This window comes from Streptomyces sp. NRRL S-455 (assembly GCF_000717875.1).
Classification (GTDB): domain Bacteria; phylum Actinomycetota; class Actinomycetes; order Streptomycetales; family Streptomycetaceae; genus Streptomyces.
Window position 1 is genome coordinate 416,670 of sequence record NZ_JOCT01000004.1, and the last position, 26,113, is coordinate 442,782.

Annotated in this window: 21 protein-coding genes; 8 read left to right on the forward strand and 13 right to left on the reverse strand. The window is 72.2% G+C overall.

The window, feature by feature from the left end; genetic code table 11:
* From pabB to IE97_RS0107585, 4 genes are read left to right on the forward strand one after another with little or no spacing between them, the layout of a single operon-like run.
* Positions 1-2,622: an aminodeoxychorismate synthase component I gene (gene pabB / locus IE97_RS42810; RefSeq protein ID WP_234310448.1), complete on the forward strand. Its 2,622-nt coding sequence runs from the start codon at positions 1-3 to the stop codon at positions 2,620-2,622.
* A complete protein-coding gene (locus IE97_RS0107575) occupies positions 2,619-4,142 on the forward strand; it encodes an AMP-binding protein (protein ID WP_030233416.1) in 1,524 nt (507 codons plus the stop codon). Before pabB ends, IE97_RS0107575 begins: the two co-directional genes overlap by 4 nt.
* Before the next feature lie 23 nt (positions 4,143-4,165).
* Positions 4,166-5,743 carry a class I adenylate-forming enzyme family protein gene (locus tag IE97_RS0107580; protein ID WP_030894725.1) on the forward strand — a complete coding sequence of 526 codons (1,578 nt, stop codon included), beginning with the start codon at positions 4,166-4,168 and terminating at the stop codon, positions 5,741-5,743.
* The gene (locus tag IE97_RS0107585) at positions 5,740-6,918 is read left to right on the forward strand and encodes an FAD-dependent monooxygenase (protein ID WP_030233421.1); all 1,179 of its coding nucleotides are present in this window, start codon (positions 5,740-5,742) and stop codon (positions 6,916-6,918) included. Before IE97_RS0107580 ends, IE97_RS0107585 begins: the two co-directional genes overlap by 4 nt.
* 55 nt (positions 6,919-6,973) lie before the next feature.
* Here the strand turns inward: IE97_RS0107585 and IE97_RS0107590 are convergent, their stop codons facing one another.
* Positions 6,974-7,441 (reverse strand): carboxymuconolactone decarboxylase family protein, encoded by a 468-nt coding sequence (locus IE97_RS0107590; protein ID WP_030233424.1) that lies wholly within the window; start codon positions 7,439-7,441, stop codon positions 6,974-6,976.
* A 48-nt stretch (positions 7,442-7,489) separates the two neighbouring features.
* Positions 7,490-8,878: a PLP-dependent aminotransferase family protein gene (locus tag IE97_RS0107595; protein ID WP_030233426.1), complete on the reverse strand. Its 1,389-nt coding sequence runs from the start codon at positions 8,876-8,878 to the stop codon at positions 7,490-7,492.
* A gap of 47 nt (positions 8,879-8,925) precedes the next feature.
* Here IE97_RS0107595 and IE97_RS0107600 point away from each other — a divergent pair, with 47 nt between their 5' ends.
* The 3 genes from IE97_RS0107600 to IE97_RS0107610 are packed head-to-tail and all read left to right on the forward strand — an operon-like array spanning position 8,926 to position 10,603.
* Positions 8,926-9,444, forward strand: coding sequence for a carboxymuconolactone decarboxylase family protein (locus IE97_RS0107600; RefSeq protein WP_030233428.1), 519 nt, complete (start codon positions 8,926-8,928; stop codon positions 9,442-9,444).
* Positions 9,441-9,887 carry a carboxymuconolactone decarboxylase family protein gene (locus tag IE97_RS0107605; protein WP_030233430.1) on the forward strand — a complete coding sequence of 149 codons (447 nt, stop codon included), beginning with the start codon at positions 9,441-9,443 and terminating at the stop codon, positions 9,885-9,887. Before IE97_RS0107600 ends, IE97_RS0107605 begins: the two co-directional genes overlap by 4 nt.
* Positions 9,884-10,603, forward strand: coding sequence for an isocitrate lyase/PEP mutase family protein (locus IE97_RS0107610; protein ID WP_030233433.1), 720 nt, complete (start codon positions 9,884-9,886; stop codon positions 10,601-10,603). Before IE97_RS0107605 ends, IE97_RS0107610 begins: the two co-directional genes overlap by 4 nt.
* Positions 10,604-10,609: 6 nt before the next feature.
* Here the strand turns inward: IE97_RS0107610 and IE97_RS0107615 are convergent, their stop codons facing one another.
* From IE97_RS0107615 to IE97_RS0107655, 9 genes are all read right to left on the reverse strand, one after another.
* Positions 10,610-11,566, reverse strand: a complete 957-nt coding sequence (locus IE97_RS0107615; RefSeq protein ID WP_030233437.1) for an ABC transporter substrate-binding protein — start codon at positions 11,564-11,566, stop codon at positions 10,610-10,612.
* 1 nt (position 11,567) lies between these two features.
* The gene (locus IE97_RS0107620; protein ID WP_030233440.1) at positions 11,568-13,517 is read right to left on the reverse strand and encodes an ABC transporter permease; all 1,950 of its coding nucleotides are present in this window, start codon (positions 13,515-13,517) and stop codon (positions 11,568-11,570) included.
* Positions 13,517-14,590 (reverse strand): quaternary amine ABC transporter ATP-binding protein, encoded by a 1,074-nt coding sequence (locus IE97_RS0107625; RefSeq protein WP_051704894.1) that lies wholly within the window; start codon positions 14,588-14,590, stop codon positions 13,517-13,519. The genes IE97_RS0107620 and IE97_RS0107625 overlap by 1 nt, the downstream gene beginning before the upstream one ends.
* Positions 14,591-14,622: 32 nt before the next feature.
* Positions 14,623-16,155 (reverse strand): GMC family oxidoreductase, encoded by a 1,533-nt coding sequence (locus IE97_RS0107630; protein ID WP_030233446.1) that lies wholly within the window; start codon positions 16,153-16,155, stop codon positions 14,623-14,625.
* A 95-nt stretch (positions 16,156-16,250) separates the two neighbouring features.
* A complete protein-coding gene (locus IE97_RS0107635; protein WP_030233449.1) occupies positions 16,251-17,771 on the reverse strand; it encodes an aldehyde dehydrogenase family protein in 1,521 nt (506 codons plus the stop codon).
* A 265-nt stretch (positions 17,772-18,036) separates the two neighbouring features.
* On the reverse strand, positions 18,037-19,026 hold the full coding sequence (locus IE97_RS0107640; protein WP_030233453.1) for a malate dehydrogenase: 990 nt from the start codon (positions 19,024-19,026) through the stop codon (positions 18,037-18,039).
* A 339-nt stretch (positions 19,027-19,365) separates the two neighbouring features.
* Positions 19,366-20,646 (reverse strand): helix-turn-helix domain-containing protein, encoded by a 1,281-nt coding sequence (locus IE97_RS0107645; RefSeq protein ID WP_234310447.1) that lies wholly within the window; start codon positions 20,644-20,646, stop codon positions 19,366-19,368.
* A gap of 386 nt (positions 20,647-21,032) precedes the next feature.
* Entirely contained in the window at positions 21,033-21,767 is a 735-nt protein-coding gene (locus tag IE97_RS42815) for a DUF3017 domain-containing protein (RefSeq protein WP_078603124.1), read from the reverse strand.
* Positions 21,757-22,611, reverse strand: coding sequence for a bifunctional methylenetetrahydrofolate dehydrogenase/methenyltetrahydrofolate cyclohydrolase (locus IE97_RS0107655; protein ID WP_030233466.1), 855 nt, complete (start codon positions 22,609-22,611; stop codon positions 21,757-21,759). The genes IE97_RS42815 and IE97_RS0107655 overlap by 11 nt, the downstream gene beginning before the upstream one ends.
* Before the next feature lie 263 nt (positions 22,612-22,874).
* On the opposite strand from IE97_RS0107655, the gene IE97_RS0107660 reads away from it, so the two are divergent.
* Positions 22,875-23,600 carry an RDD family protein gene (locus IE97_RS0107660; protein WP_030233470.1) on the forward strand — a complete coding sequence of 242 codons (726 nt, stop codon included), beginning with the start codon at positions 22,875-22,877 and terminating at the stop codon, positions 23,598-23,600.
* A 148-nt stretch (positions 23,601-23,748) separates the two neighbouring features.
* Here IE97_RS0107660 and purH read toward each other — a convergent pair whose 3' ends face one another.
* Both purH and purN read right to left on the reverse strand, forming a co-directional pair.
* Positions 23,749-25,335: a bifunctional phosphoribosylaminoimidazolecarboxamide formyltransferase/IMP cyclohydrolase gene (gene purH, locus IE97_RS0107665; protein ID WP_030233473.1), complete on the reverse strand. Its 1,587-nt coding sequence runs from the start codon at positions 25,333-25,335 to the stop codon at positions 23,749-23,751.
* The gene (gene purN / locus IE97_RS0107670; RefSeq protein WP_030233476.1) at positions 25,332-25,970 is read right to left on the reverse strand and encodes a phosphoribosylglycinamide formyltransferase; all 639 of its coding nucleotides are present in this window, start codon (positions 25,968-25,970) and stop codon (positions 25,332-25,334) included. The genes purH and purN overlap by 4 nt, the downstream gene beginning before the upstream one ends.
* Positions 25,971-26,113 lie beyond the last annotated feature (143 nt).

Consider the following 26,113-nt stretch of genomic DNA (forward strand, 5'->3'; position numbering starts at 1 on the left):
GTGAAGACCCTGCTCATCGACAATTACGACTCGTACACGTACAACCTCTTCCAGTTGCTCGCCGAGGTGAACGGCGAGGAGCCCGTGGTGGTACGCAACGACGCCCCCGCCGACGAGCTGCCGGACCTCCGGGCGTTCGACAACCTCGTGGTGTCCCCCGGCCCCGGTCATCCGGGCGACGCGCGTGATTTCGGCATCGGGGCCAGGCTGCTCGCGACCTCCACGGTGCCCGTGCTCGGCGTGTGTCTGGGCCATCAGGGCATCGCGCTCGGGGAACGCGGGCTGGTGGAGCCCGCTCCGGAGCCGCGCCACGGGCATCTGTCGACGATCCGGCACGACGAACGGGACCTGTTCCGGGGCCTGCCGCAGAACTTCACCGCCGTCCGCTACCACTCGCTGTCCGTGCGCGAGCCGCTGCCGGAGACACTGCAGGCCACGGCCTGGGCGGAGGACGGTGTCCTGATGGGCCTGCGGCACCGCAGCCGGCCGCTGTGGGGGGTGCAGTTCCATCCGGAGTCCGTTCTCACGGAGTACGGCCACCGCATGCTCGTGAACTTCCGCAACCTGACCGCCGAACGGACCGGCAAGCTCCGTACGAAGAACACGGCGGTGCCGTCGCACCAGGAGGTCCGGCGCCGGTCCGTCGTCCCGGAATGCGACGCGGGAGTACGGCGGCCGACGGCGGCGCCTCGGGACGCGGTTGTCGCCGGGACCGGGGCGAGCGCCCGGTGGGCGGCCGGTCGTCGGACTGCGGCCGCCGCAGCCGTCTTCCAGGTCGCCGCCGTCTCCCAGGCCCGGGCCAACCCGCCCGGCGGGGCCGCCGGTTTCCAGGCCGACAGCACCCCGCCCAACGCGGCGGCCCTCCCTCAGACCACGGCGAACCCACCCGGCGGAGCCACCCTCCCCCGAACCACGGCGAACCCGCCCGGCGGAGGTGTCACCTCCCGCGCCGGGGCCAACCCGCCCAGCGGGGCCGCCCCTTCCAGTGACGCCACCCCGTCCAGCTCCGCCAGCCCGTCCCGGGAGGCCGTCGCGGCCGTGGAGGCCGCCGTGTCCGGTGCCGCTTCCACCGGCGCGTCGGCCCCGCCCGCCGCCGCCATCCCCCGGCCCCGCCGACCCGGCCGTACCGGCTACCGCCTGCACACCCGCCGGATCGCGGGTGCCGTCGACACCGAGGCGGTCTTCACCCGGATGTTCGCAGGGTCGCCGCGCGCGTTCTGGCTGGACAGTTCGCTGGTCGAACCGGGGCGGTCGAGGTTCTCGTTCCTGGGGGACGACAGCGGGCCGCTGGCCGAGTTCGTGCGGTACGACGTCTCCACCGGGCGCTGTGCGATCGAGCGGGCGGGGCGGCCGGTGCGCCGGGTCGCGGCGAGTGTCTTCGACTACCTCAAGCGGCAGCTGACGACCCGCCGGGTCGATGCCACGGGGTTGCCGTTCGACTTCGCCGGGGGTTACGTCGGCTACTTCGGCTACGAGGTGAAGGCCGACTGCGGGTCGCCGAACCGCCACCGCTCCCCGGTTCCGGACGCCGCCTGGCTGTTCGCCGACCGGGTGATCGCGGTGGACCACCAGGAGGGCTTCACCTACGCCGTCTGCCTGGCGGAGGACACCCCGCAGGCCGCCCGGGAGGCCGCCGACTGGCTGGAGGGCGCGCTCGCCGACCTCACCTGTGTGGCGCCGGAGCGGCCCGCCCCGCCCGTGCCGTCGGCCGTCGCGGATCCCGGCGCCGCCGAGCCCTGGCTGGTGCGCGACCGGGCCCGGTACCTCGCGGACATCGAGGCGTGCCGGCGGGAGTTGCGCGCCGGCACCAGCTACGAGATCTGCCTGACGAACGCCGCCCGGTTACCCGCACCGCCCGACGCGTTCGAGTACTACCGGACGCTGCGCCGCGACAACCCGGCCCCGTACGCGGCGTTCCTGAGGTTCGGGGAGCTGGAGGTGGCCGGTTCCTCGCCCGAGCGGTTCCTGCGGATCGGCCGGGACGGTACCGCCGAGGCCAGGCCCATCAAGGGCACCGCGCCACGGGGCGACGGGCCGGAGGAGGACGCCCGGCTGCGGGACGCGCTCGCGTCGGACGCGAAGACCCGGGCCGAGAACCTGATGATCGTCGACCTGCTCCGCAACGACCTGGGACAGGTGTGCCGGACGGGGACGGTGCGGGTCTCCAAGCTCATGGCCACGGAGACGTACGCCACGGTGCACCAGCTCGTCTCGGCCGTGGAGGGACGGCTGCGTGCGGACACGGACGCGGTGGACTGTGTGCGGGCCTGCTTCCCCGGCGGGTCGATGACCGGTGCGCCGAAGCTGCGCACACTGGAGATCATCGACTCGCTGGAGACCGAGGCACGTGGCGTCTACTCGGGCGCGCTCGGCTACTTCGGGTGCGGTGGCGGCGCGGATCTCAGCATCGTCATCCGCACCGCCGTGTTCGCCGACGGATCGATGCACCTGGGCGCGGGCGGCGCGATCGTCCTCGGCTCCGACCCGGACGCGGAGTACGAGGAGATGCTGCTGAAGACCGCGGCCCCGATGCGGGCCCTGCACCAGCACACGGCCGACCGGATCCGGCGGCAGGATCCGCCGGGGCACCGGGCCGGGGCGGCCGAGGAGGCCCGGCGATGACCAGTCCGCAGGTCGCGCCGCGTCCGGCCGAGGCCCAGGCGCCCGGGAATCTCGCGGCCCAGCTGGAGGGTCAGGCCGGGCGGCGCGGGTGGGCCGGGCGGACCGCCTTCCACCAGGGCCACCGGGCCTGGACCCACGGCGAGGTGCACGACCTCGCGGCCCGCGCGGCCACCGTGCTCGCCGGGCACGGGGTACGCCCCGGCGACCGCGTGCTGCTGGCGCTGCCCGACTCCGTCGCCTGGGTGACGGCCTTCCTCGCCACCGCCCGGCTCGGCGCCGTCGCGGTCCTGGTCAATCCCGAACTCCCCGCGGCCGACCACGCGTTCCTGGCCGAGGACACCGCGGCGGTGCTGTGTGTGACCGGGCCCGGCCTGGAGGAACGTTTCACCGGTCGGGTGGGGATCGGCGCCGACCAGCTGATGGCGCTCGCCCCGGCGGCCGAGCCCGCGCCCGCCCACCAGGTCGACGCGCACACCCCGCTCTACGTCCAGTACACCTCCGGCACCACCGGCCGCCCCAAGGGCGTCGTGCACACACACGGCGATCCGCGGACGTACCACGACCTGGTCGGGCGGCGGGTTCTGCGGATCACCGGGGACGACGTCACCCTGTCGGTGTCGAAGCTGTTCTTCGCCTACGGCTTCGGCAACGCCTTCGTCTTCCCGCTGTTCTCCGGCTCGTCCGCCGTCCTGGTGGACCGGCGTCCCAGCCCCGCCGTCATCGACGAACTCGTCGCCCGGCACCGGGTGACGCTGCTCTACTCCGTGCCGTCCGCGTACGCCGCGCTGGTGGCCGAGCGGGGTCACGGGCACGAGGGCTGCTTCGCCTCGGTGCGGGCCGCCGTGTCGGCCGGTGAGGGCCTGCCGGAAGGGCTCGCGCGGCAGGTGGGCGCGTTGCTCGGGGCGCCCGTGCTGGAGCAGATCGGCTCCACCGAGGCCGGTCACGCCTTCTGCGCGAACAGCTTCGCCCACAACCACCCGGGCACCGTCGGCCGCCCCGTCCCCGGCTTCGAGGTGGAGTTGCGGGACCGGGACGGGCGGCCGGTGCCGGACGGCGCGGAGGGCGAGATGTGGGTGCGCGGCCCGACGGTGACGCCCGGCTACCTGAACCGGCCCGAGGAGAGCGCCCGCACCCTGGTGGGCGGCTGGCTGGCCACCCGCGACCGGGCGTGCCGCGAGACGGACGGCACCTACCGGCATCTGGGCCGGGCCGACGACATGGAGATGGTCGGCGGCATCACCGTTTCCCCGCTGGAGGTGGAGGCCGTGCTGTGCGGCCATCCGGCGGTGCGGGAGGTGGCGGTCGCCGCAGTGCCCGACGGGCGGGGCGCGAGCCGGCTGCGGGCCTTCGTCGTTCCGGGCGTCCCGGTGCGGGACGGCCTGGCGGACGAGCTCCTCGGCCTGGCGCGCGAGGGCCTCGCCGCGTTCAAGGTCCCCCGCAGCGTCAGCTTCGTCCCCTCGCTGCCGCGCACCGCCACCGGGAAGCTCCGCCGCCATCTGCTCCGCCGGGGCGCCTGGTGAACACCACGGAAAGGAACGGCCACATGCGACAGTCGCAGCCCCTGCTCGCCGACCGCGGCTTCTACCTGGGACCCGTCTTCCGGAGGGCTGCCGACCGGCACGGCGCCGTCTTCGTCACCCTGGACCGGCCGCTGGACGTCGCCCCCGCTCTCGGCGTCGACCTGAGCTACACCGTGCTGGCCGACCTGGTCGACGACCTGTCCGGCCGGTTGTGGGAGGCCGGGGTGCGGCCCTCGGAGCAGGTCGTCGTGCACAAGGCGGACAACGTCGACATCATGCTGCTGACCTGTGCCCTCTCCCGGATCGGCGCCGTGCCGGTGCTGCTGTCGCCGACGCTGGCCCCGGACGTGGCCGGGCAGCTCCTGAGACGGCTGCGCAGACCGTGGCTGGTCACCGACCGCGCCACACTGGAGGGACTGCGCGAGGTCGCCCTGTCCGGGCTGGTGCGCCGGACGCTGTCCGTGGACGACACGCCCCGTGCGGAGCCCCTTTCGAAGTACGCGGGCGCCGAACCGCCCCCGCCCGTGCGGCTCCACCCCCGCGAACCCGCGCTGATCACCCACAGCTCGGGCACCACCGGCGTGCCCAAGCTGGCCGTGCACTGCCCGCGCACCATGTGGAACCGGCTCGTGCCGCAGCAGGCGATGGGCTGGCCCACCCGGGGTGAGCCCGCGGCACTGCACATGTCGTTCGTGCACTCGCGCTTTTACCATCTGCTGGGCGTCCTGCTGCACTTCGGCAGCCCCCTCGTGCTGATCACCGACCCGGACCCGGCCGCCGTGGGCCCACTGCTGGTCCGGCACCGGCCCGGCATCGTGGAGACGCACCCCAACACGTTCGTGCTGTGGGAGGAGCTGGCCGACGCGCCCGGGGCCCCGCTCTCCCGGGTCCGGTCCTACGGCTCCACGTTCGACGCGATCCATCCGCGCACCGTACGGCGCCTGCTGGACGCGTCGCGGCGCCGCACGCCCTGGCTGCTCCAGCTGTACGGGCAGAGCGAGACCGGCCCGGTGGCGTTCCAGGTGGTGACCCGGAGCAGCGCCTCCCGGGCGGACGGCCGCCGGGTCGGGTTCGGGATACCCGGCTTCACCCGGGTCCGGGTCACCGACGCCGAGGGCCGACGGGTTCCGCCCGGCACCCCGGGCCGGATCGAGGCCCGCACCCGGGGCCGGATCCTCACCTACCTCGGCATGCCGGAGCGCTACGAGCGTCAGCTCACCGACGGCTGGTGGGAGATGGGCGACCTGGGCTACCGGAGCCGCCTGGGCGCCCTGTACCTGATCGACCGGGAGATCGACCGGATCGACGCGGTGCACAGCAACCTGGAGGTCGAGGACGCGTTGATGTCCCGTCTCGAGGAGCTGCGGGAGGTCGTCATCGTGCCGGGCGCGGACCGCGAGCCGGTGCCGGTGGTGTGCGTGCGCGGCGAGCGGCCCCTGGACCCGGAGCGCTGGCGGAGGGCCACGGCCGGGCTGCCGGCGATGGCCGAGCCGCGGCAGTGGCGCTTCGAGGACCTGCCGATGACCGCGACCTGGAAGGTGAAGCGGGTGGAGATCGCCCGGATGCTCACCGAGAGCGACAGGGCGGGTGTGCGGGCATGACCCCGGTCCTGGTCGTGGGCGCCGGACCGGTGGGCCTGTCGGCGGCCCTCGCGCTGCGGGCGCACGCGCTGCCGGTGGTACTGCTGGAGGCCGACCCCGACGACCGGGAACGGCCCGGCAGCCGGGCCCTGTTCGTGCACCGCGAGACCCTCGGCCTGCTCGACGCCATGCGGCCCGGGCTGGCCGCCGAGATCACCTCGTACGGACGGACCTGGCACACCAGGCGCACCCTCTACCGGGGTCGTGAGGTGTACGCCCGCACCTTCCCCCCGCCGTCCGGTCCACCGCCCTTCACCAGCCTGCGCCAGACGGACACCGAGCGGTTCCTGCGCGCGGCCTGCGATCGGGCCGGGGTGGAGTTCGTGTGGGGTTCGCGCGTGACGGGCGTACGCGCCACCGAGACGGAAGTCCGGCTGACGAGTGAGGACGGGCGGGTGTGGACGGGAGCGTTCGTGGTCGCCGCCGACGGGGCCCGCTCGGCGGTCCGGCGGGAGCTGGGCATCGCCATGGAGGGCACGCACGGCGAGGGTTTCCACGTCGTCGTGGACGTGGCCGACCTGCCGGGCGCCGAACTGCCGCTGGAACGGGTGTTCCATTACGAGCATCCCGGGGTCGGCGGGCGCAGTGTGATGCGGGTGCCGTTCACCGGGGGCTTCCAGGTGGACCTCCAGTGCCGGGACGACGACCGGCAGGAGGAGTACGGCACCGAGGAAGCCGTGCGCCGCTGGCTGCCCGCGGTCGTCGGGGACGGCTACGGCGAGCGGATCCTGTGGGTGTCGACATACCGCTTCCTGCGCAAGGTGGCGGCCTCGTTCACCGATCCGCACCGGCGGGTGCTGCTGGCGGGCGAGGCGGCGCATCTCTTCCCACCGTTCGGGGCGCGCGGGATGAACAGCGGGATCGCGGACGCGGCGGCCGCCGCCGAGGCGATCGCCGCGGGAACCGGCGAGGCGGTCGACGGGTTCGCCTCGGTGCGGCGCGCGGCGGCCCTGTTCAACAGCGCCGCCGCCGGAGCCGCCCTGGACCATCTGCGGCCGCATCGCCGGATCGTGAAGGCCAGGCAGCGTGCGGCGGCGGCCCTGGCACCGGTGCTGCCGTGGTGCGGATCGTGGCTGGAGCACGCGCCGTACGGCCCCCGGCACGGGGCACCGGCCGTCGCGGGGCGCACATACTGAGAAAGGGAAGCGCCGGGCCGAAAGGAATCGACCCGGCGCGCTTTCCGTTTTTCTCTCAGTTTTTCGGAACCATTCGCGTCGCTATCGCGATCCGGTTGTACGCGTTGATGACGGTGGCCGCCCAGATCAGTGCCGCGATCTGGTTCTCGTCGAAGACCTCGGCCGCCTCGGCGTAGACCGCGTCGGGGACGTGACCGTCGTGCACGAGGGTCACCGCCTCGGTCAACGACAGTGCCGCGCGCTCGCGAGCGGTGAAGAAGGGTGTCTCCCGCCAGGCGTTCAGGGTGTAGATGCGCTGCTCCGTCTCGCCCTGGGCGCGGGCGTCCCTGGTGTGCGTGTCGAGGCAGAACGCGCAGCCGTTGATCTGCGAGGCGCGGATCCTGACGAGTTCCAGCAGTTCTGGTTCGAGTTTGGCTTCCTGGGCCGCGGAAACGGCGGAGGCGTGCAGGGAGCCCATTGCGGCGGAGACGTCGGGGGTGATTTTCTTCAACGCGACACGGGATATGGAAGGGCTTTCGCTCATGCGGTGACTTTATCCGCCCGATCTCGTTCCGGAAGGGAATTCGCGCGATTATCCGGGCAGTACCGCGCACAGCGCGTCCAGCGCTCCCGACCAGGCGTGGTCCGGTGGTGTCCCGTATCCGACGACCAGGGCGTCGAGCGGCGTGGCCCGCGCGGAGGGGTGGGTGTAGCGGGTGAGTCCGTGGAGCGCGAGACCCCGCCAGTGGGCCGCCTGGACCACCGACTGCTCCGTGCCGGGCGGCAGCCGCAGCAGGACGTGCAGACCGGCCGCGATGCCGGTGACGCGGACCTCGGGGGCCCGGGCCGCCGCGGCGGCGACCAGGGCGTCCCGGCGGCGCCGGTAGCGCAGCCGGGCCGTGCGGACATGCCGGTCGTAGGCCCCGGAGGTGAGGAACTCGGCCAGGGTCAGCTGGTCCAGCACCCCGCAGGTGTCGACGCCGCCCTTCGCCGCGGCGACCTCCTGGGCGAGGCCCGGCGGCAGCACCATCCAGGCCAGCCGCAGGCCGGGGGCGAGGGACTTGCTGGCGGTGCCCAGGTGGACCACCCGGTCGGGGTCCAGGCCCTGGAGCGCGCCCACGGGCTGACGGCCGTAGCGGAACTCACCGTCGTAGTCGTCCTCCAGCACCAGCCCGCCGGTGCGGCGTGCCCAGTCCACGACGGCGGCCCGGCGGTCGCGGTGCAGGGGCATGCCCATGGGGAACTGGTGGGCGGGGGTGAGCAGAACCGCGTCGGCGCCGGCCGGCTCGCCCGGGTCGGTGCCCAGTCGGTCGAAGGGCAGCGGCGTGATGTGCAGGCCCGACGCGGCCAGGATCCTCCAGTGCACGTCGAGGCCGTACGACTCGACCGCGACCGTCCGTGCGCCGCGCGATCGCAAAACCGAGCCGAGCAGCTTCAGACCGTGTGCGAACCCACCGCACACCACGATCCGTTCGGGGTCGGTGCGTACACCCCGGGCCCGGGAGAGGTAGCCGGCGAGCGCGGCCCGCAGTTCGGGACGCCCGCGGGGGTCGCCGTAGTCCAGCGCGTGGGACGGGGCGGCGGTGAGGGCGCGGCGGGCGGCCCTGAGCCACTCCGCACGCGGGAAGGAGCTGAGGTCGGGGCTGCCGGGGCGCAGGTCGTAGGCGGGGCGGGCGGGTTCTCGCGGGTGGGGTACGGCGCCGGCCGGCGGGACGACCGTCCTCCCGGCGACCCGGGTCCCGGAGCCCTGCCGGGCCGTGAGCCAGCCCTCGGCGACCAGGTCGCCGTAGGCGTCGGCGACCGTGTTGCGGGCGATGCCCAGGTCGGCGGCGAGCGCTCGGGAGGACGGCAGCCGGGTGCCGGGGGCCAGCCGGCCGGATCGGACCGCCTCGCGCAGGGCGTCGGTCAGCCCCCTGCGCAGGCCCGGCCCGGTCGGCTCCACGTGCAGGTCGACCCCGAAAGTGGCCCAAGGTTCCGCCATGGAAATGGACCATACTCCTGGGCTGCTTCGCTTCTAGGGTCGAGGACATGACGACGCTTCCGGATGACACGACGACCACGGCCACCGTGGAGTACGCCGCCGAGCAGCCCGCCCGCCTGGAGTGGGCCAAGCACGCGCCCGAGGTCTACAAGGCGATGATCCGGCTGGAGACCGCCGCCCGGCAGGGCCTCGACCACACGCTGTACGAGCTGGTGAAGATCCGCGCCTCCCAGATCAACCATTGCGCCTTCTGTATCGACATGCACACCAAGGACGCCCTCGCGGACGGCGAGAGCGTCGAGCGGATCATGCAGCTCAGCGCCTGGGACGAGTCGCGGCACTTCTACACCGAGAAGGAACTCGCCGCGCTGGAACTGACGGAGGCCGTGACGGTCCTGACGGACGGTTTCGTGCCGGACGAGGTGTACGCGAAGGCCGCGCACCACTTCGAGGAGGCCGAGCTGGCGCAGCTGATCGCCGCGATCACCGTGATCAACGCGTGGAACCGGTTCGGGGTGACCTGCCGCATGGCGCCGGGGCACTACCAGCCCGGCCAGTACAAGTGACGCGACGGACGCGGCTGCTGGATCCGGCGGTCGGCCGGGCCATGTCCAGCCTCAGCGCGGTCGCGACGAAGGGCCTCGGTGATCCGGCCCTGGCCGAACTCGTGGTGATCCGCGCCTCGCAACTCAACCACTGCGCGTTCTGCCTCGACATGCATCTCACGATCGCTCGCCAGTACGGGGTGAGCGAGCGGAAGCTCGGCCTGCTGGCCGCGTGGGAGGAGGCCGAGGACCTCTTCGACGAGCGGGAGCGGGCCGCGCTGGCCCTGACGGAAGCCGTGACCGTGCTGACCGAGTGTCTCGTGCCCGACGAGGTCTACGAGACGGCCGCCCAGCATTTCGGTGACGCCGAACTCGCCCATCTTGTAGGGCTGATCGTCGCCATCAACAACTGGAACCGTGTGATGGTCAGCCGCCGCATTCCACCAGGGGGGTACACGCCATGAGCAAAGCCGACGTTTTCCGCGCTCTGCACCACCACCGGGCGCCCGGCGACCCGCTGGTCCTGCCCGGCCCGTGGGACGCGGCCAGTGCCCGGGTGTTCGCCGAGGCCGGGTTCCCGGCGCTCGCGACGCCCAGCGCCGGGGTCGCCGCCTCCCTCGGGTACGAGGACGGGCAGGTCCCGGCCGACGAGATGTTCGCGGCGGTCACGCGGATCGTCCGGGCCGTCGACGTGCCGGTGTCGGCGGATGTCGAGGGCGGTTACGGGCTGGCGCCGAAGGAACTGGTGGAGCGGCTGCTGGAGACGGGGGCGGTGGGATGCAACCTGGAGGACTCCGAGGAGGGGGTGCTGAAGGACCCGCACAGGCACGCCGACTGGCTGGCCGAGGTGCGTCAGGCGGCGGGTGACCGGCTCTTCGTCAACGCGCGCGTGGACACCTTCGCCCGCGGGGTCGCCGATCCCGAACGGGCCATCGAGCGGGCCGCGTTGTACGTCGCCGCCGGGGCCGACTGCGTGTACCCGATCGGCGCGCCGCCGGACGTGCTGCCGCTGCTGCGGGCCGCCATCGAGGGCCCGATCAACGTGGAGGCCCTGACGGACGAGGGCCCCTCGCCCGCCGAACTCGGCGTGCGAGGGGCCACCCGGATCACCTTCGGGCCGGGGCTCCAGCGGCGGGCCACCCGCGCACTGCGGGAGATCGCCGCCGGCCTGCGACGGTAGGGACGCTCAGGACAGCCACTTCTTCCACGTGGACTTGTGGCTGTCCACCCACTTCTTCGCCGCCTCCTCCGGCGTCATCTTCTGCTCGGCGATCATCAGGGAGACCTCGTTCTGGTCCTCGGTCGTCCACTTGAACTGCTTCAGGAAGGCCGCCGCCTCGCCGCCCTTCTTCGCGAAGTCCGCGTTGAGGTACTTCTGCAGCGGCGTGTGCGGGTAGGCGCAGGCGACCTTCTCCGGGTCGGCGTCGCAGCCCTCCTTGTACGGCGGCAGCTTCACCTCGGTCATGGGGACCTTCTTGAAGAGCCACTGCGGCGAGTACCAGTAGGTGAGGAAGGGCTTCTTCTCCTTGGCGAACTGCCTGATCTGGGTGATCTGCGCAGCCTCGGAGCCGGCGAACACCACCTGGTAGTCCAGCTTCAGGTTCTTCACCAGCGCCTTGTCGTTGGTGACGTAGGACGGCGAACCGTCCATCAGCTGGCCCTTGCTGCCGCTCTCCGGGGTGCGGAACAGGTGGGAGTACTTGTTGAGGTTCTTCCAGTTGGTGATGTCCGGGTGCTTCTTGGCGAGGTACGTCGGGACGAACCAGCCGATGTGGCCGGTGACGCCGAGTTCGCCGCCGCGCGCGATCGTCTTCTTGTCCTTGACGTACCGCTGTTCCTGCTCGGGGTGGCCCCAGTCCTCCAGGAGCGCGTCGACGCGGCCCTGGCTGAGGGCGTCCCAGGCGGGCACCTCGTCCACCTGGACGGTGTCGACGCGGTAGCCGAGCTCGTGCTCCAGGATGTACTGGGCGACGGCCACGTTGGACTGGGCGCCCACCCAGGACTGCACGGACAGCGTCACCGTCTTGGCCCCCTGCGCGTTGGCGAAGGGCGAGGCCTGCTTGGTCATGTCGGCGGCGCCGCAGCCGGTGAGCAGCGCCAGGGAGCTCGCCGCGGCGATCACGGCCGTCTTGCGGACTCGCATGTCACGCTCCCTTCTTCGCGCGGCGTTCGGTGGGCTGGGTCACCCGGTCGAGCATCAGGCCGAGGCAGACGATCGCGCCGCCGGCCACCAGACCGGTCGCCAGGTCGCCCTGGGCGAGGCCGAAGACGACGTCGTAGCCGAGTGCGCCACCGCCGACCAGGCCGCCGATGACGACGACGGCGAGGACCAGCACGAGGCCCTGGTTGACGGCGAGCAGCAGCGCCGGGCGGGCCAGCGGGAGCTGTACCTGCCTCAGCTGCTGCCAGCTGGTCGCGCCGAGCGAACTGGAGGATTCCAGCGCGGCCGGGTCGACCTGGCGCAGGCCCTGGGTGGTGATCCGGACGACGGCCGGCAGGGCGTAGACGATCGCGGCCGCGACGGCCGGGGCGCGGCCGACGCCGAACAGGGCGACGACCGGGATCAGGTACACGAACTGCGGCATCGTCTGGAAGACGTCCAGGACGGGTCGCAGCGCCCGCTCCAGGCGGTCGCTGCGGGCCGCGGCGATGCCGACGGCGAAGCCGACGACCAGGGTGACGGCAACGGCCGCCAGGACCTGGGAGAGGGTGTCCAGGGACGGCTTCCAGACGCCGAGAACGCCGATCGCGGCCATGGCGAGGACGGCGGTGAGCGCGGTGCGCCAGGTGCCGATGACCCAGGCCAGGGCGGCGACGATCAGCAGCACCGACCACCAGGGCAGCCCCTGCAGGCCGTCGCGCACCGGGTCGAGGACCCAGGTGGTGAAGTGGCCCGCCCAGTCGGCGGTGCCGCCCACGACGGGGACGCCCGAGTACAGGTGCGCGGTCATCCAGTCGACCGCGCGGTTGACCGGCTCGGCGATGCCGACGACCCAGGCCTCGGGCCAGTCGAGCCGGCCCGCGAGCCGCCCGGCGACCGCCACGGCGACGACGCCGACGAGCGCGAACAGCCAGCCGAGGCCGCTGCGGGGTTCCGGTTCGGCGCCGAGCCGCTCTCCCGCCGCGCCCGTGACGCGGTCGAGGACGACGGCCAGCAGCACGATCGGGATACCGGCGGCGAGCGCGGCACCGACGTCGACCGAGGCCAGCGCCTGGTAGACGCGGTCACCGAGACCGCCCGCGCCGATGACGGCCGCGATGACGGCCATGGACAGCGCCATCATGATCGTCTGGTTGACGCCGAGCAGCAGTTCCTTGCGGGCCAGCGGGATCCGGGCGGTCAGCAGGCGCTGGCGTGCGGTGGCGCCGAGCGACTCGACGGCCTCCAGCACCTCCTTGTCGGCGCCGCGCAGGCCCAGCGAGGTCAGGCGGGCCATCGGCGGGGCGGCGTAGATGACGGTGGCCAGGACGGCCGCCGGGACGCCGATGCCGAAGACCAGCACGACCGGCAGCAGGTAGGCGAAGGCGGGCAGCACCTGCATGGTGTCCAGCACCGGGCGCAGGACGCGGTCCATCCGGTCGGACAGCCCGGCGGCCAGTCCGAGCAGCAGGCCGACCACGACCGACGCGAGGACCGCGACGACCATCAGGGCGAGGGTCTGCATGGTCGGCACCCACATGCCGAGCACGCCGCAGGCGAGGAACGCGACGGCCGTGCCGAGCGCCAGCTTCACGCCCGCCACGCGCCAGGCGACCAGGGCGCCGAGTGCGGTGACGCCCGCCCAGCCGAGGGCGAGGAGGGTGAGGTAGACGGCCCGTACGGCGATGACGACGACATTGCTGACGTGGCCGAAGAAGTAGAGGAACAGCGGGTGGCTGTCGCGGTTGTCGATGATCCAGTCGCTGGTCTTGGCGAGCGGCTCGGAGAGGTCGACGGTCAGCGCGCCCGGCCAGCTGCCGCTGGCCCAGCGGGCACTGGCCAGCGGGACGAGGATCGCCGCCGCGACGGCCAGCAGGAGAAGCTTCTGGACGGCCCGGTTCTTCAGCAGTCCGGGCAGGCCGACGCGCGGCGGGTTCGCGGTGATGGTCGCCATCACACCGCCTCCTTGGGCTGCTCCGTCCCCGGCGGGGCGGGCTGCTCCGTTCCGGCGACGACTCCGAGGAGGGTGTCGGAGTCGACCACGCCGACGCAGCGGCCCTTGTCCACGACACGGGCCGGCGCGCCGGCGCGGGCGACCGCCTCGATGGCCTCGGAGACCGTCGCGTCGGGCGCGACCGCCGGTCCGCTGCCGTTCTGGTCGGCGGAGGGGCTGCGCATGGCCGTGCGGACGGTCATGACCTGCTCGCGCGGGACGTCCCGGACGAACTCGCGGACGTAGTCGTCGGCGGGCGAGCCGACGATCTCCTCGGGTGTGCCGAGCTGCACGACCCGGCCGTCACGCATCAGGGCGATGCGGTCGCCCAGCTTCAGGGCCTCCTGGAGGTCGTGGGTGATGAAGACCATCGTGCGGCCCTCGTCGCGGTGCAGCCGGATCACTTCCTCCTGCATCTCGCGCCGGATGAGCGGGTCGAGCGCGCTGAACGGCTCGTCGAAGAGCAGGACCTCGGGGTCGACGGCGAGGGCGCGGGCGAGGCCCACGCGCTGGCGCTGACCGCCGGAGAGCTGGCCGGGTCGGCGGTGCTCCATGCCTTCCAGGCCGACCTTGGTGACGACCTCGGCGGCCTTCTCACGCCGCTCGGCCTTGCCCATGCCCTGGATCTCCAGGCCGTAGGCGACGTTGTCGAGGACCGTGCGGTGCGGCAGCAGGCCGAAGTGCTGGAAGACCATCGCGGCGCGGTGGCGGCGCAGTTCGCGCAGCCGGGAACGGTCCATGGCGCGGACGTCCTCGCCGTCGATGGCGATGGTGCCGGCCGTCGGCTCGATCAGCCGGGTCAGACAGCGCACCAGCGTGGACTTGCCGGAGCCGGACAGGCCCATGACGACGAAGACCTCGCCCTTGCGGACGTCGAAGGTGACGTCCCGGACGGCGGCGGTGCAGCCGGTGCGGGAGCGCAGCTCGGCCTGGTCGAGGGAGGTCAGCTCGGGGTCGGCGGGGACGCGGTCGGCCTTGGGGCCGAACACCTTCCACAGGCCCTCCACCGAGAAGACGGGTGTGGTGTCGTCCATGGTCTGCTCCGTGGGAGGTTCGAGGGTCGCGGTCACTTGGCAGCACCACCGATCAGCTCGGCGGCCTTCTCCCCGACCATGAGCACGCCGATCATCGGATTGACGGTGGTCATGGTCGGGAACACGGAGGCGTCGGCGATGCGGATGCCCTCCAGGCCGCGGATGCGCAGCTCGGGGTCGACGACGGCCAGCTGGTCGTCGGCGGCGCCCATCTTGCAGGTGCCGGCCGGGTGGTAGACGGTGTGCGCGACCTTGCGGGCGTACTCGCTGAGCTCCTCGTCGCCGGTGACGTCCGGGCCGGGGGCCACCTCGCGCTTGAGCCAGCCGGCCAGCGGCTCGGTCTTGGCGATCTCGCGGGCGATCTTGATGCCGTCGACGAGGGTGCGGCCGTCGTAGTCGTCCTCGTCGGTGAAGTAGCGGAAGTCCAGGGCGGGCTTGGCCTCGGGGTCGGCGCTGGTCAGGTAGAGCCGGCCGCGGCTCTTCGGCTTGGGGATGTTCGGGGTCATGGAGACGCCGAACTCCGGCCGCTGGTAGCCCAGTCGCTCCGGGTTGTCCGTGAACGGGATCTGGTAGAAGTGGAACATCAGGTCGGGGTGCGGCAGTTCGGGGTCGCGGCGCACGAACAGACCCGCGTCCGAGTCCATCGCCGAGTTCTCCGGGATGGGGCCGTTGGTCTCCCACACGATGACCGACTCGGGGTGGTCGAGCAGGTTCTCGCCGACGCCGGGCAGGTCGTGCGTGACGGGGATGCCGAGCTGCTCCAGGTCCGCCTTGGGGCCGATGCCGGAGTGCATCAGCAGCCGGGGCGAGTCGACGGCGCCGGCGCACAGCAGGACCTCGTTGCGTGCCTTGACGAGGATCTCCTCGCCGTCCTTGGTGCGCACGTGGACGCCCTCGGCGCGGTCGCCGTCGAGCTGGAGCTTGTACGCCCAGGTCTCCAGCAGGATCGTCAGGTTGGGGCGCTCGTCCATCACGGGGTGCAGGTACGCCACCGACGCCGAGGACCGCTTGTTGTTCTCGGGGTGGTAGGCGAGGTCGAAGAAGCCGACGCCCTCGGTGAACGGCTTCTGGTTGAAGCCCTCCACGCGAGGCACGTTGAGCGCCGCCTGGGCCGCGTCGACGAAGTCGCGGGCGATGGCGTTCCGGTCCTGCTCGTCGACGGGGACGATGTTGTTGAGCAGGCGCGCGAAGTACGCCTCCATCTGGACCGCGCCCCAGCCCTTGGCTCCGGCGGCCTCCCACTCGTCCCAGTCGGCGGGCAGGGGCTTGAAGGCGATCAGGGTGTTGTGCGAGGAGCAGCCGCCCAGCACACGGGCCCGGCTGTGCCGGATATGCGAATTTCCGCGTGGCTGCTCGGTGGTGGGGTAGTCGTAGTCGAGTTCGCCGCCGAGCAGGCCCATCCAGCGGCGCAGGGTCAGCACGTCGTCACGGCCGACGTCGCTGGGGCCGCCCTCGATGACGGCGACGGTGACGTCGGGGTTCTCGGTCAGGCGGGAGGCGATCACGGAACCTGCGGTTCCGCCGCCTATCACGACATAGTCGTACTCGTGGCTGGTGTGGGACATGACTTGCTTGCTCCCGTGGGGATGAAGTGGTCGAGCTCGAAAGGGAGGGCGGGGAACGGCCCGGGCCGGGGGGAGGTCAGCCCGGGCCGGGGGGCTCAGCCCGCGAACCAGCGCACCGGCTTCGGGGCGAGGTTCTGGTAGACGTGCTTGGTCTCCCGGTACTCGGCGAGTCCGGCCGGGCCGAGCTCCCGGCCCACTCCGCTCTTGCCGAAGCCGCCCCACTCCGCCTGCGGCAGATAGGGGTGGAAGTCGTTGATCCAGATGGTGCCGTGACGCAGCCGGCCGGCCACGCGGCGGGCGCGGCCCGCGTCGGCGGTCCAGACACCGCCCGCGAGCCCGTACTCGGTGTCGTTGGCGAGGGCGACGGCCTCGTCCTCGGTGCGGAAGGTCTCGACGGTGACGACCGGCCCGAAGACCTCCTCCCGCACGACGCGCATCTCGCGGTGGCAGTGGTCGAGGACGGTCGGCTCGTAGAAGTAGCCGTTCTCCGGACGCTGCGGGGACGGCTCGGGGCGCTTGCCGCCGGAGCGCAGCACCGCGCCCTCCTTGAGGGCGGACTCGACGTACATCTCGACCTTGGCGCGCTGCTGCTCGGAGACCAGCGGGCCGCACTCGACGCCGTCCTCGGTGCCGCGGCCGAGCCGGATCTTCTCGGCACGGCGGGCCAGTTCGGCGACGAAGCGGTCCCGGACCGACTCCTCGATGATGAGGCGGGCGCCGGCCGAGCAGACCTGGCCGCTGTGGATGAAGGCGGCGTTGAGGGCCTGGTCGACGGCGGTGTCGAAGCCCTCCTCGGTGGCGCAGGCGTCGGCGAAGACGACGTTGGGGTTCTTGCCGCCGAGTTCGAGGGCGACCTTCTTGACGCCGGGCGCGGCGGCCTGGGCCACCTTGGTGCCGCTGACCAGGCCGCCGGTGAAGGAGATCAGGTCGACATCGGGGTGCTCGGAGAGCCGGGCGCCGACCGAGTGTCCGGGGCCGGTGACGATGTTGGCTACACCGGCGGGCAGCCCGGCCTCGACGAGCAGCTCGATCAGCGCGATGGTCGTCATCGGGGTGATCTCGCTCGGCTTGATGACGAAGGTGTTGCCGGCCGCGAGGGCCGGGGCCACCTTCCAGCTGGCCTGGAGCAGCGGGTAGTTCCAGGGCGTGATCATCGCGCAGACGCCGACGGGCTCGTGCACGACGACGCTGTGGATGTCGGTCGAGCCCGCGTCCACGACGCGGCCGGGAGCCTCGCCCGCGACCAGGTCGGCGAAGTAGCGGAAGGCGTCGGCGACACAGTCGATGTCGACACGGCCCTCCTCGACGGTCTTGCCCGCGTCCTGGGCCTCCAGCCGGCCGAGCCGCTCGCGGTCACGGACCAGCAGGTCGGCGACGCGGCGCAGCAGCGCGGCCCGCTCGGCGACGGGGGTGCGCGGCCACTCGCCCTCGTCGAAGGCCTGCCGGGCGGCGGCGACCGCCAGGTCGGTGTCCTTCTCGTCACCCTCCGCGATCACGGCGAAGGGCAGGGCGTCCGCGGGGTCGAGAATCTCACGCGTGGCGCCGGAGACGGCCGCGCGCCATTCTCCTCCCGCGTGGATGGTTTTACGCGCCTGAAGTTCGGTACTTTCCGCCATGATCGGTAATTGCCCTTCCGTTCCTGTTCAGCGCCCCCGTGTCACAGACGTGTCACCCAGGAGACCGAGTTCGCCTGCCCGGGGCGCCCGGTTGCATGCGCAATCCATGGCTGAAAGTGCGCAGCGTCACTGAACATGCGGGCAAACATGGACAAACCGCCCGCAAAACGGAGGGTCCGCGCCCGGTAAAGCCGCAGGCTCCGTACCGGCCGGGGCCGGTACGGAGCCTGCGCGGGAACGCGGAGAGTCTCCGGTCGGACGACTCTCAGATCAGGCCGAGACCGCGGACCGCCTCGCGCTCCTCCTCGAGCTCCTTGACGGACGCGTCGATCCGGGCGCGGGAGAACTCGTTGATCTCCAGGCCCTGGACGATCTCGTACTTGCCGTCCTTGCAGGTGACCGGGAAGGAGGAGATCAGGCCCTCCGGGACGCCGTAGGAGCCGTCCGACGGGATGCCCATGGAGACCCAGTCGCCCTCGGCGGTGCCGTTGACCCAGGTGTGGACGTGGTCGATGGCGGCGTTGGCGGCGGAGGCGGCCGACGAGGCGCCGCGGGCCTCGATGATGGCGGCGCCGCGCTTGGCGACGGTCGGGATGAAGTCCTCGGCCAGCCACTTCTCGTCGTTCACGACCTCGGCGGCGTTCTTGCCGGCGACCGTGGCGTGGAAGATGTCCGGGTACTGGGTGGCGGAGTGGTTGCCCCAGATGGTGAGCCGCTTGATGTCGGAGACCGTGGAGCCGGTCTTCTTGGCGAGCTGGGTCAGGGCGCGGTTGTGGTCCAGGCGGGTCATCGCGGTGAACCGCTCGGCCGGTACGTCGGGCGCGGCGGCCTGCGCGATGAGGGCGTTGGTGTTGGCCGGGTTGCCGACGACCAGGACCCGGACGTCGTCCGCGGCGTGGTCGTTGATGGCCTTGCCCTGCGGCTTGAAGATGCCGCCGTTGGCCTCCAGCAGGTCACCGCGCTCCATGCCCTTGGTGCGGGGCCGGGCGCCGACGAGCAGGCCCACGTTCGTGCCGTCGAAGGCGACGTTCGGGTCGTCCGTGATGTCGATGCCCTGCAGGAGCGGGAACGCGCAGTCGTCCAGCTCCATGGCCGTACCCTCGGCCGCCTTCAGGGCGGGCGTGATCTCCAGCAGGCGCAGCTTCACCGGCACGTCCGCGCCGAGCAGCTGACCGGAGGCGATGCGGAAGAGCAGGGCGTAACCGATCTGGCCGGCCGCGCCGGTGACGGTGACGTTCACGGGAGTGCGGGTCATGGCGTTCTCCGTATGACAGCTGGCGGTAGGGGCGTCCCTGCCCCGGACATTTGATCGATCTCTTGGCATCAAGAGATCGACCCGGCGGTCAGGCTATCGCGCATCCGGGATTCCGTACGGCCAGGTCGGTGTGGCCCAGCCCACAACCTGTTCCCCCTCGCGTCCCGTGCGCACAAGAGGCGGCCGCCCGTCCGGGAGAGGGGGACGAGGCGGCCGCCTGAGGGGATACCGACCGTGCCGGACTCCCGTGGGGGTACCGTCCGCCTGCCCCAGATTCCGGGGGGCATGCCTCCCCCTTCCGGATTTCGTCACCCGACCGGACGGGCCGGGTTCCTCCGGCTACCCTGTGCAGCCCTGCCCGCCGGCCGCGAGCGTCGCGCAGGCCTTGGCGTCGGCGGCGTTCTTCACGGCCACCATCGGGGTGTACGCGATCGCGTCCCCGGCCTCGGTGATGCTGCCGGTCTGCTTCGCCTTGCCCGCGCTGATCCGGACCTCGTCGCCCTGTGCCGCCTGGGTGATGCGTCCCCAGGCCGCCTTACAGGTCTCGCTGTAGCGGACTTCGACCGTCGTGGCGCCGACCGTCGCCGTCCGCGCCGTGGTCACCAGGTCACCGCTGCACCCCATGGCCTCCGCGTCCTTGCCGGTGCAGCTGTCTCCGCTGCACTTCACGCCGGGCGGCAGGTTCGGGTCGGTGGTGGCGCTCGGCGACGGGGACTTGGCGGGGCCCTTGGCCTCGTCGTCCCCTCCGCCGCCGGTGAGGTAGAACGCACCGGCGATCACGACGAGCACGCCCACGACACCCGCGAGGAACGTCGTGGTCCGCCGCTGCGCGCCCGAGCCGCCGGAGGCCCCGGAGGCCCCGGCCGGAACGGCGTCCTGCGGCGGAGCGCCGTAGGAGCCCGCCCCGGCACCTCGCGCCGGGGCAGGACCGCCGGGCGCCCCGGCGGAGGTCTTGGGCCCCGAACCGGTCTCGGTGCCCGTGCCGCTGCCGGAGCCGCTGCCGGACCCCGTATCCCGTCGGCCTGTGGGCGACGGGCCCTTGTACCCGGCCAGCCCCCACGAGTTGACCTCGGTCGCGCCGGCCCGGCCGCCGTCCTCCCGCGCACCGCCCGTGGTGGAGTCCTGCACCTCGGGGGCGGTCGGCTGCGGTGGCACCGTCGGGGAGACGCCGGCCGGGCCCGCGATGCCCGGCGTGACCGTGGCACTGCCGATCCGGCGGGCCGGCTTGCCGCCGCCCGCGGAGGCCGATCTGCCCTCTCCCTGGGAGCCGGACGAGCCGCCGCCGAAGTCCTGCCCGCCGAACTCCCCGAGCGCGGCACGCGCCTGGGAGATCCGTATGGCCTCCATCGTCATGTCGTGCCGCATCTCCGAGCGGCTCCAGGCGCGCTCGGCGAGCTCCCACATGGTGGTCAGGTGCACCGGGTTGGTCCCGGTGACCTCGGCCAGGGCGACGATCGCGCCCTTGGGCGCGAGCAGCCGGCCGTTCAGATAGCGCTCCCAGGACGTCTTGCTGTATCCCGTGCGGTCCGCCACCGACGCGATGCTCAGACCGCTGCGGTCCACGAGCCTGCGCAACTGGCTGGTGAACTCCCTGATCTGCGGATCGAGCTCATCCGGCAAGGCCTTCCAACGAGGCATTGCTTCCCCCCTCTTCCCCCCGGTTCGTGCTGTTATTTCCCGCGCTGTTCGCCCCGCGCGCCGGCGGCCTTGGCCGAGTCCCCGTTCTGGCTACCCACAGGGATGCGCACACTCAGGATCTCAGTTCCCTGACGAGGGGCGCACAGAAGCGTGGTGACCGCGCGCGATACACCCTGGACCGTCCCGATTGTCCACGCCACTCCCCTTGTCGCACCACTTTGTGCGGAATCAGGCAGGGGACGTTCCGGAACTGTCACTTCCGTGCCACAGCGTACTGACAGGCGTTGAGCAGGACGTTCGCGGTCCACGAGGGTGGGGCGTGACGGTGGTCCGTCCTCCCTCGGGGGAGGGGACGGACCACCGTTAGCTCATTCGTTCGTGACGGTGAAGTGCAGCGTGTCCTTCAGGAACGGGAGCCGTAGCCAGGGCTCGGGCTGTGCCATCAGCGCCAGCATGACGATCACCAGGCCCAGCACGGCGTACGTGACGATGTCCGTGAAGCGGGAGCGGACGGCGAGCATGCCGACGTCCGGAAGCAGCCAGCGCAGCGCGCCACCGCCCAGCAGTGCGACACCGATCATCAGCGTCCCGATCCGGAACTGCCCGAACGCGGTCACCAGCAGCCCGAGTCCGACCAGCCCCAGCACGGCGAGCACGGGCCACTGCCGGGCCGGTGCGGGCGCGTGCTCGGACGCCGCCCGGCCACCGCCCTCGGGTCGCGCGGTGTCCTTGGTGAACAGCGGAAACCGCCGAGTGACCCGCCGCGGCCGCCCCTCGGCATCGGGAGCGCTGACGGGATCCCGGACGGTGAGATCCTCGGGGGCCTCCTGGGCCTCCGGGACGTCCGGGCCATCCGGGGCGTCGGGGGCATCCGAGGGATCCGAGGCGGCCTGCCCGTCCTGAGCGCCCCCGCGACCGGCAGCGCTCCGGAGGCTCTGGGTGCTCTGCGCGGTCCCGGCGTGCGCGGTTCTGGTGCTCGGAGTTCCCTGCGCGGCCCCGGCGCTCCGGGCGGCCTCCGTGCTCTGCGCGCCCTGCGCCGCGCTCGGAGTGCTCCGGCCGCCCGGGGTGCTCCCGGCGCCCGCGGCGTTCCGCTCAGCCGACACTGCGCTCCGCCGCCTCGACCACGTTGACGAGCAGCTGGGCGCGGGTCATCGGGCCGACCCCGCCGGGGTTCGGGGAGATGAAGCCGGCGACCTCGGCCACGTCGGGATGGACGTCGCCCACGATCTTGCCCTCGGCACTGCGGGAGACACCGACGTCGAGGACGGCCGCGCCCGGCTTGACGTCCTCGGCGCGGATCAGATGGGCGGAACCGGCCGCGGCGACGATGATGTCCGCGCGCTTCAGGTGCGCCGACAGGTCGCGCGTGCCAGTGTGGCACTGGGTCACGGTCGCGTTCTCGCTGCGGCGCGTGAGCAGCAGCGGCATCGGGCGGCCGATGGTCACGCCACGTCCGACGACCACGACTTCGGCGCCCTTGATCTCCACGCCGTACTGGCGGAGGAGGGTGAGGACGCCGTTGGGGGTGCAGGGGAGCGGGGCCGGCTCGTTGAGGACCAGGCGCCCGAGGTTCATCGGGTGCAGTCCGTCCGCGTCCTTGTCCGGGTCCATCAGCTCGAGGATGCGGTTCTCGTCGATGCCCCGGGGCAACGGCAGTTGGACGATGTAACCCGTGCAGGCCGGGTCCTCGTTCAGCTCGCGCACGACCGCCTCGATCTCCTCCTGCGTGGCGGTGGCGGGCAGCTCGCGCTGGATGGAGGCGATGCCGACCTGCGCGCAGTCGCGGTGCTTGCCGGCGACGTACTTCTGACTGCCGGGGTCGTCCCCGACCAGGATCGTGCCGAGGCCGGGCGTGACGCCCTTCTCCTTCAGCGCCGCCACGCGGGCGGTCAGATCGGACTTGATCGCGGCTGCGGTGGCCTTGCCATCGAGAATCTGGGCGGTCATGGGACCCATCCTCGCGGAGACCTGCCCGTGGATCCAATCCGGGGCCCCGGCGGCATCCGGGACATCAGTCGGCCCGTATCCATCCATGATCGACGATGTTGCACTTGCACAACACATAGTGAGCGCCGCTGGACAAATAAGCCGGACCTAAAGAACGATGAACGGCGCAGTGCCGCGGGCAGTGCCGGGGGGACGAACCGCATAAGTGAACCTTTCCTCCGAACGTGCCGCGCGTCGTCCCCGTCAACGGAGGAAACACCGCCATGAGTTTCGGCGATCCCAACAACCCGTACGGCCCCCCGCAGGGCCAGCAGCCCGGTTATCCCCAGGGCCAGCAGCCCGGCTACCCCCAGGCACCGCAGCCCGGTTACGGCTACCCCCAGCAGGGCGCCCCGCAGGGGCAGCCCGGCTACGGCTACCCCCAGGCCCCGCAGGGCGTGCCGCCGCAGCAGGGCTACGGCTACCCCCAGGGGCCGGGCGGCTACCCGGGCGGGCCCGGCGTCCCCAACGTGGCCTCGATGGGCCGACGCTTGGGCGCCCGCCTGATCGACGGCGTGGTCTTCGGCGTCATCTACTTCATCCTGGCCGCCATCGGCGTCGCCGGTTCCATCGGCGCGGCGCAGGACTGCGACCCGTCCGCCGCCGACTACAACACCTGCATCAACGACGCCAGCTCGAGCATCGCGGCCTCGTTCGGCGCCGTGATCGGTGTCCTCGCGCTCGTGGGCCTGCTCTACGAGTGGCTGATGACCGGTCTGGTGGGCGCCACCCTCGGCAAGCTCGCCGTCGGCCTGCGCGTCGTGAAGGTGGACACCGGCCAGAAGCCCGGCCTGGGCTCCTCGTTCATCCGCTGGATCATCCCGATGGTCGGCAGCTTCCTCTGCGGCATCGGCCAGCTCCTGGTCTATCTGTCCCCGTTCTGGGACAAGTCGGGCCGCCAGCAGGGCTGGCACGACAAGGCCGCGAGCACGATGGTCATCAAGAACTGACGCTGACCCACCAGGACCCCTACGAAACCCGCCCCGCCCGCCGGCCGGTTCGGGAACGACACCTTGTCGGCTCAAGCGGTGACGACGTGATGCCGTACCGGAAGCGCCAGGAGCGCCCCCGGTACGGCATCGGCGTGCGGCACCGGCGTCAGTGGAAGAAGTGGCGCGTGCCGGTGAAGTACATGGTGATACCGGCCTTCTGCGCGGCCTCCACGACCAGTTCGTCACGGACCGAACCGCCGGGCTGCACGATGGCCTTGACGCCCGCGGCCCCCAGGACGTCGATGTTGTCGGGGAACGGGAAGAACGCGTCGGACGCGACGTACGAGCCCCGGGCCCGCTCCTCCCCGGCCCGCTCCACCGCCAGCTTGCAGGAGTCGACGCGGTTGACCTGGCCCATGCCGACGCCGACCGAGGCGCCGTCCTTGGCGAGCAGGATCGCGTTGGACTTCACCGCCCGGCAGGCCTTCCACGCGAAGGCGAGTTCCGCCAGCTCCTCGGCGCTCAGCGCCTCACCGGTCGCCAGCGTCCAGTTGGCCGGGTCGTCGCCGTCGGCCTGCAGCCGGTCGGTGACCTGAAGCAGCGCGCCGCCGTCGATCGGCTTGACCTCGACCGGGGCGGAGGGCCCGTCGGGGCAGCGCAGCACCCGGATGTTCTTCTTCTTGGTGAGGGCCTCCAGGGCGCCGTCCTCGTAGTCCGGCGCGACGATGACCTCGGTGAAGATCTCCGCGACCTGCTCGGCCATCTCCTTGCTGACCGGCCGGTTGACGGCGATCACACCGCCGAACGCCGACAGCGGGTCACAGGCGTGCGCCTTGCGGTGCGCCTCGGCGACGTCCGCGCCGATCGCGATACCGCAGGGGTTGGCGTGCTTGATGATCGCGACGGCCGGCTCGGCGTGGTCGTACGCGGCACGGCGGGCGGCGTCCGTGTCCGTGTAGTTGTTGTACGACATCTCCTTGCCGTGCAGCTGCTCGGCCTCGGCGAGGCCGCCGCCCGCGGCGGAGCCGCTCATCGATGCTGTCGAGACGTAGAGGGCGGCCGGCTGGTGCGGGTTCTCGCCGTAGCGCAGGGTGTGCTCGCGCTCCCAGGTGGCGCCGAGGAAGTCGGGGAACGGCGACTCGTCGACCGGCGCGTAGGAGGAGGCGAACCAGGAGGCGACGGCGACGTCGTAGGCGGCCGTGTGCTGGAAGGCCTCGGCGGCGAGCCGCTTGCGGGTGGCGAGGTCGAAGCCGCCGCTCTGCACGGCCTTGAGGACGTCGGCGTACCGGGCCGGGCTGGTGACGACCGCGACCGAAGGGTGGTTCTTGGCGGCCGCCCGGACCATCGACGGCCCGCCGATGTCGATCTGCTCCACGCACTCGTCGGGCGAGGCGCCGGAGGCGACGGTCTCGCGGAACGGGTAGAGGTTGACCACGACGAGGTCGAACGGCTCGACACCCAGCTCGGCGAGCTGCCGCTGGTGGTCCTCCAGGCGCAGGTCGGCGAGGATGCCGGCGTGGACCCGGGGGTGCAGGGTCTTGACGCGGCCGTCCAGGCACTCGGGGAAGCCGGTGAGCTCCTCGACCTTGGTGACGGGGACGCCGGCAGCGGCGATCTTCGCGGCCGTGGAACCGGTGGAGACGAGCTCGACCCCGGCCTCGTGGAGCCCGCGCGCGAGCTCCTCGAGCCCGGTCTTGTCGTAGACGCTGACGAGCGCCCGGCGAAGGGGCCGCTTGTTGCTCTCGGCGGTCACTGGATAACTACCTTTCGTCCCTCAATGCGATAGCCGTTGCGGGCGAGCCGCCCCACGACCTCGACGAGCAGCCTTCGCTCGACTTCCTTGATGCGCTCGTGCAGAGCGCTCTCGTCGTCCTCGTCCCGGACCTCCACCACGCCCTGCGCGATGATCGGTCCGGTGTCGACGCCGTCGTCGACGAAGTGGACGGTGCAGCCGGTGACCTTGGCGCCGTACGCGAGCGCGTCCCGCACGCCGTGGGCCCCCGGGAAACTGGGCAGCAGGGCGGGGTGGGTGTTGACGAACCGTCCGCCGAACCGCGCGAGGAACTCCTTGCCGACGATCTTCATGAACCCGGCGGAGACCACGAGGTCGGGCTCGAACGCGGCGACGGCCTCGGCGAGCGCGGCGTCCCACTCCTCGCGGCTGCCGTGGTCCTTGACCTTGCAGACGAAGGTCGGCAGTCCGGCGCGCTCGGCGCGGGCCAGTCCCTCGATGCCCTCGCGGTCGGCGCCGACGGCCACGACCTCGGCCCCGTACGCCTGCGCGCCGACGGCGGCGATCTCGTCGAGCAGCGCCTGCAGGTTGGTGCCGGATCCGGAGACCAGCACGACGAGGCGCTTGGCGCGCGGGGCCACGGGCTTGGCGGCCACGGTGGTGGGCCTTTCTCGGGGAAGCTTGTGTCCAGGCGGCCGACCCCTGGCGTTTTGTGCATTCATACGAATGCTTCGCGCCCCCGGATACGGGGAAGCCTACGAACCGGTCGACCGTCAGCAACGATACCGGCACACCGGGC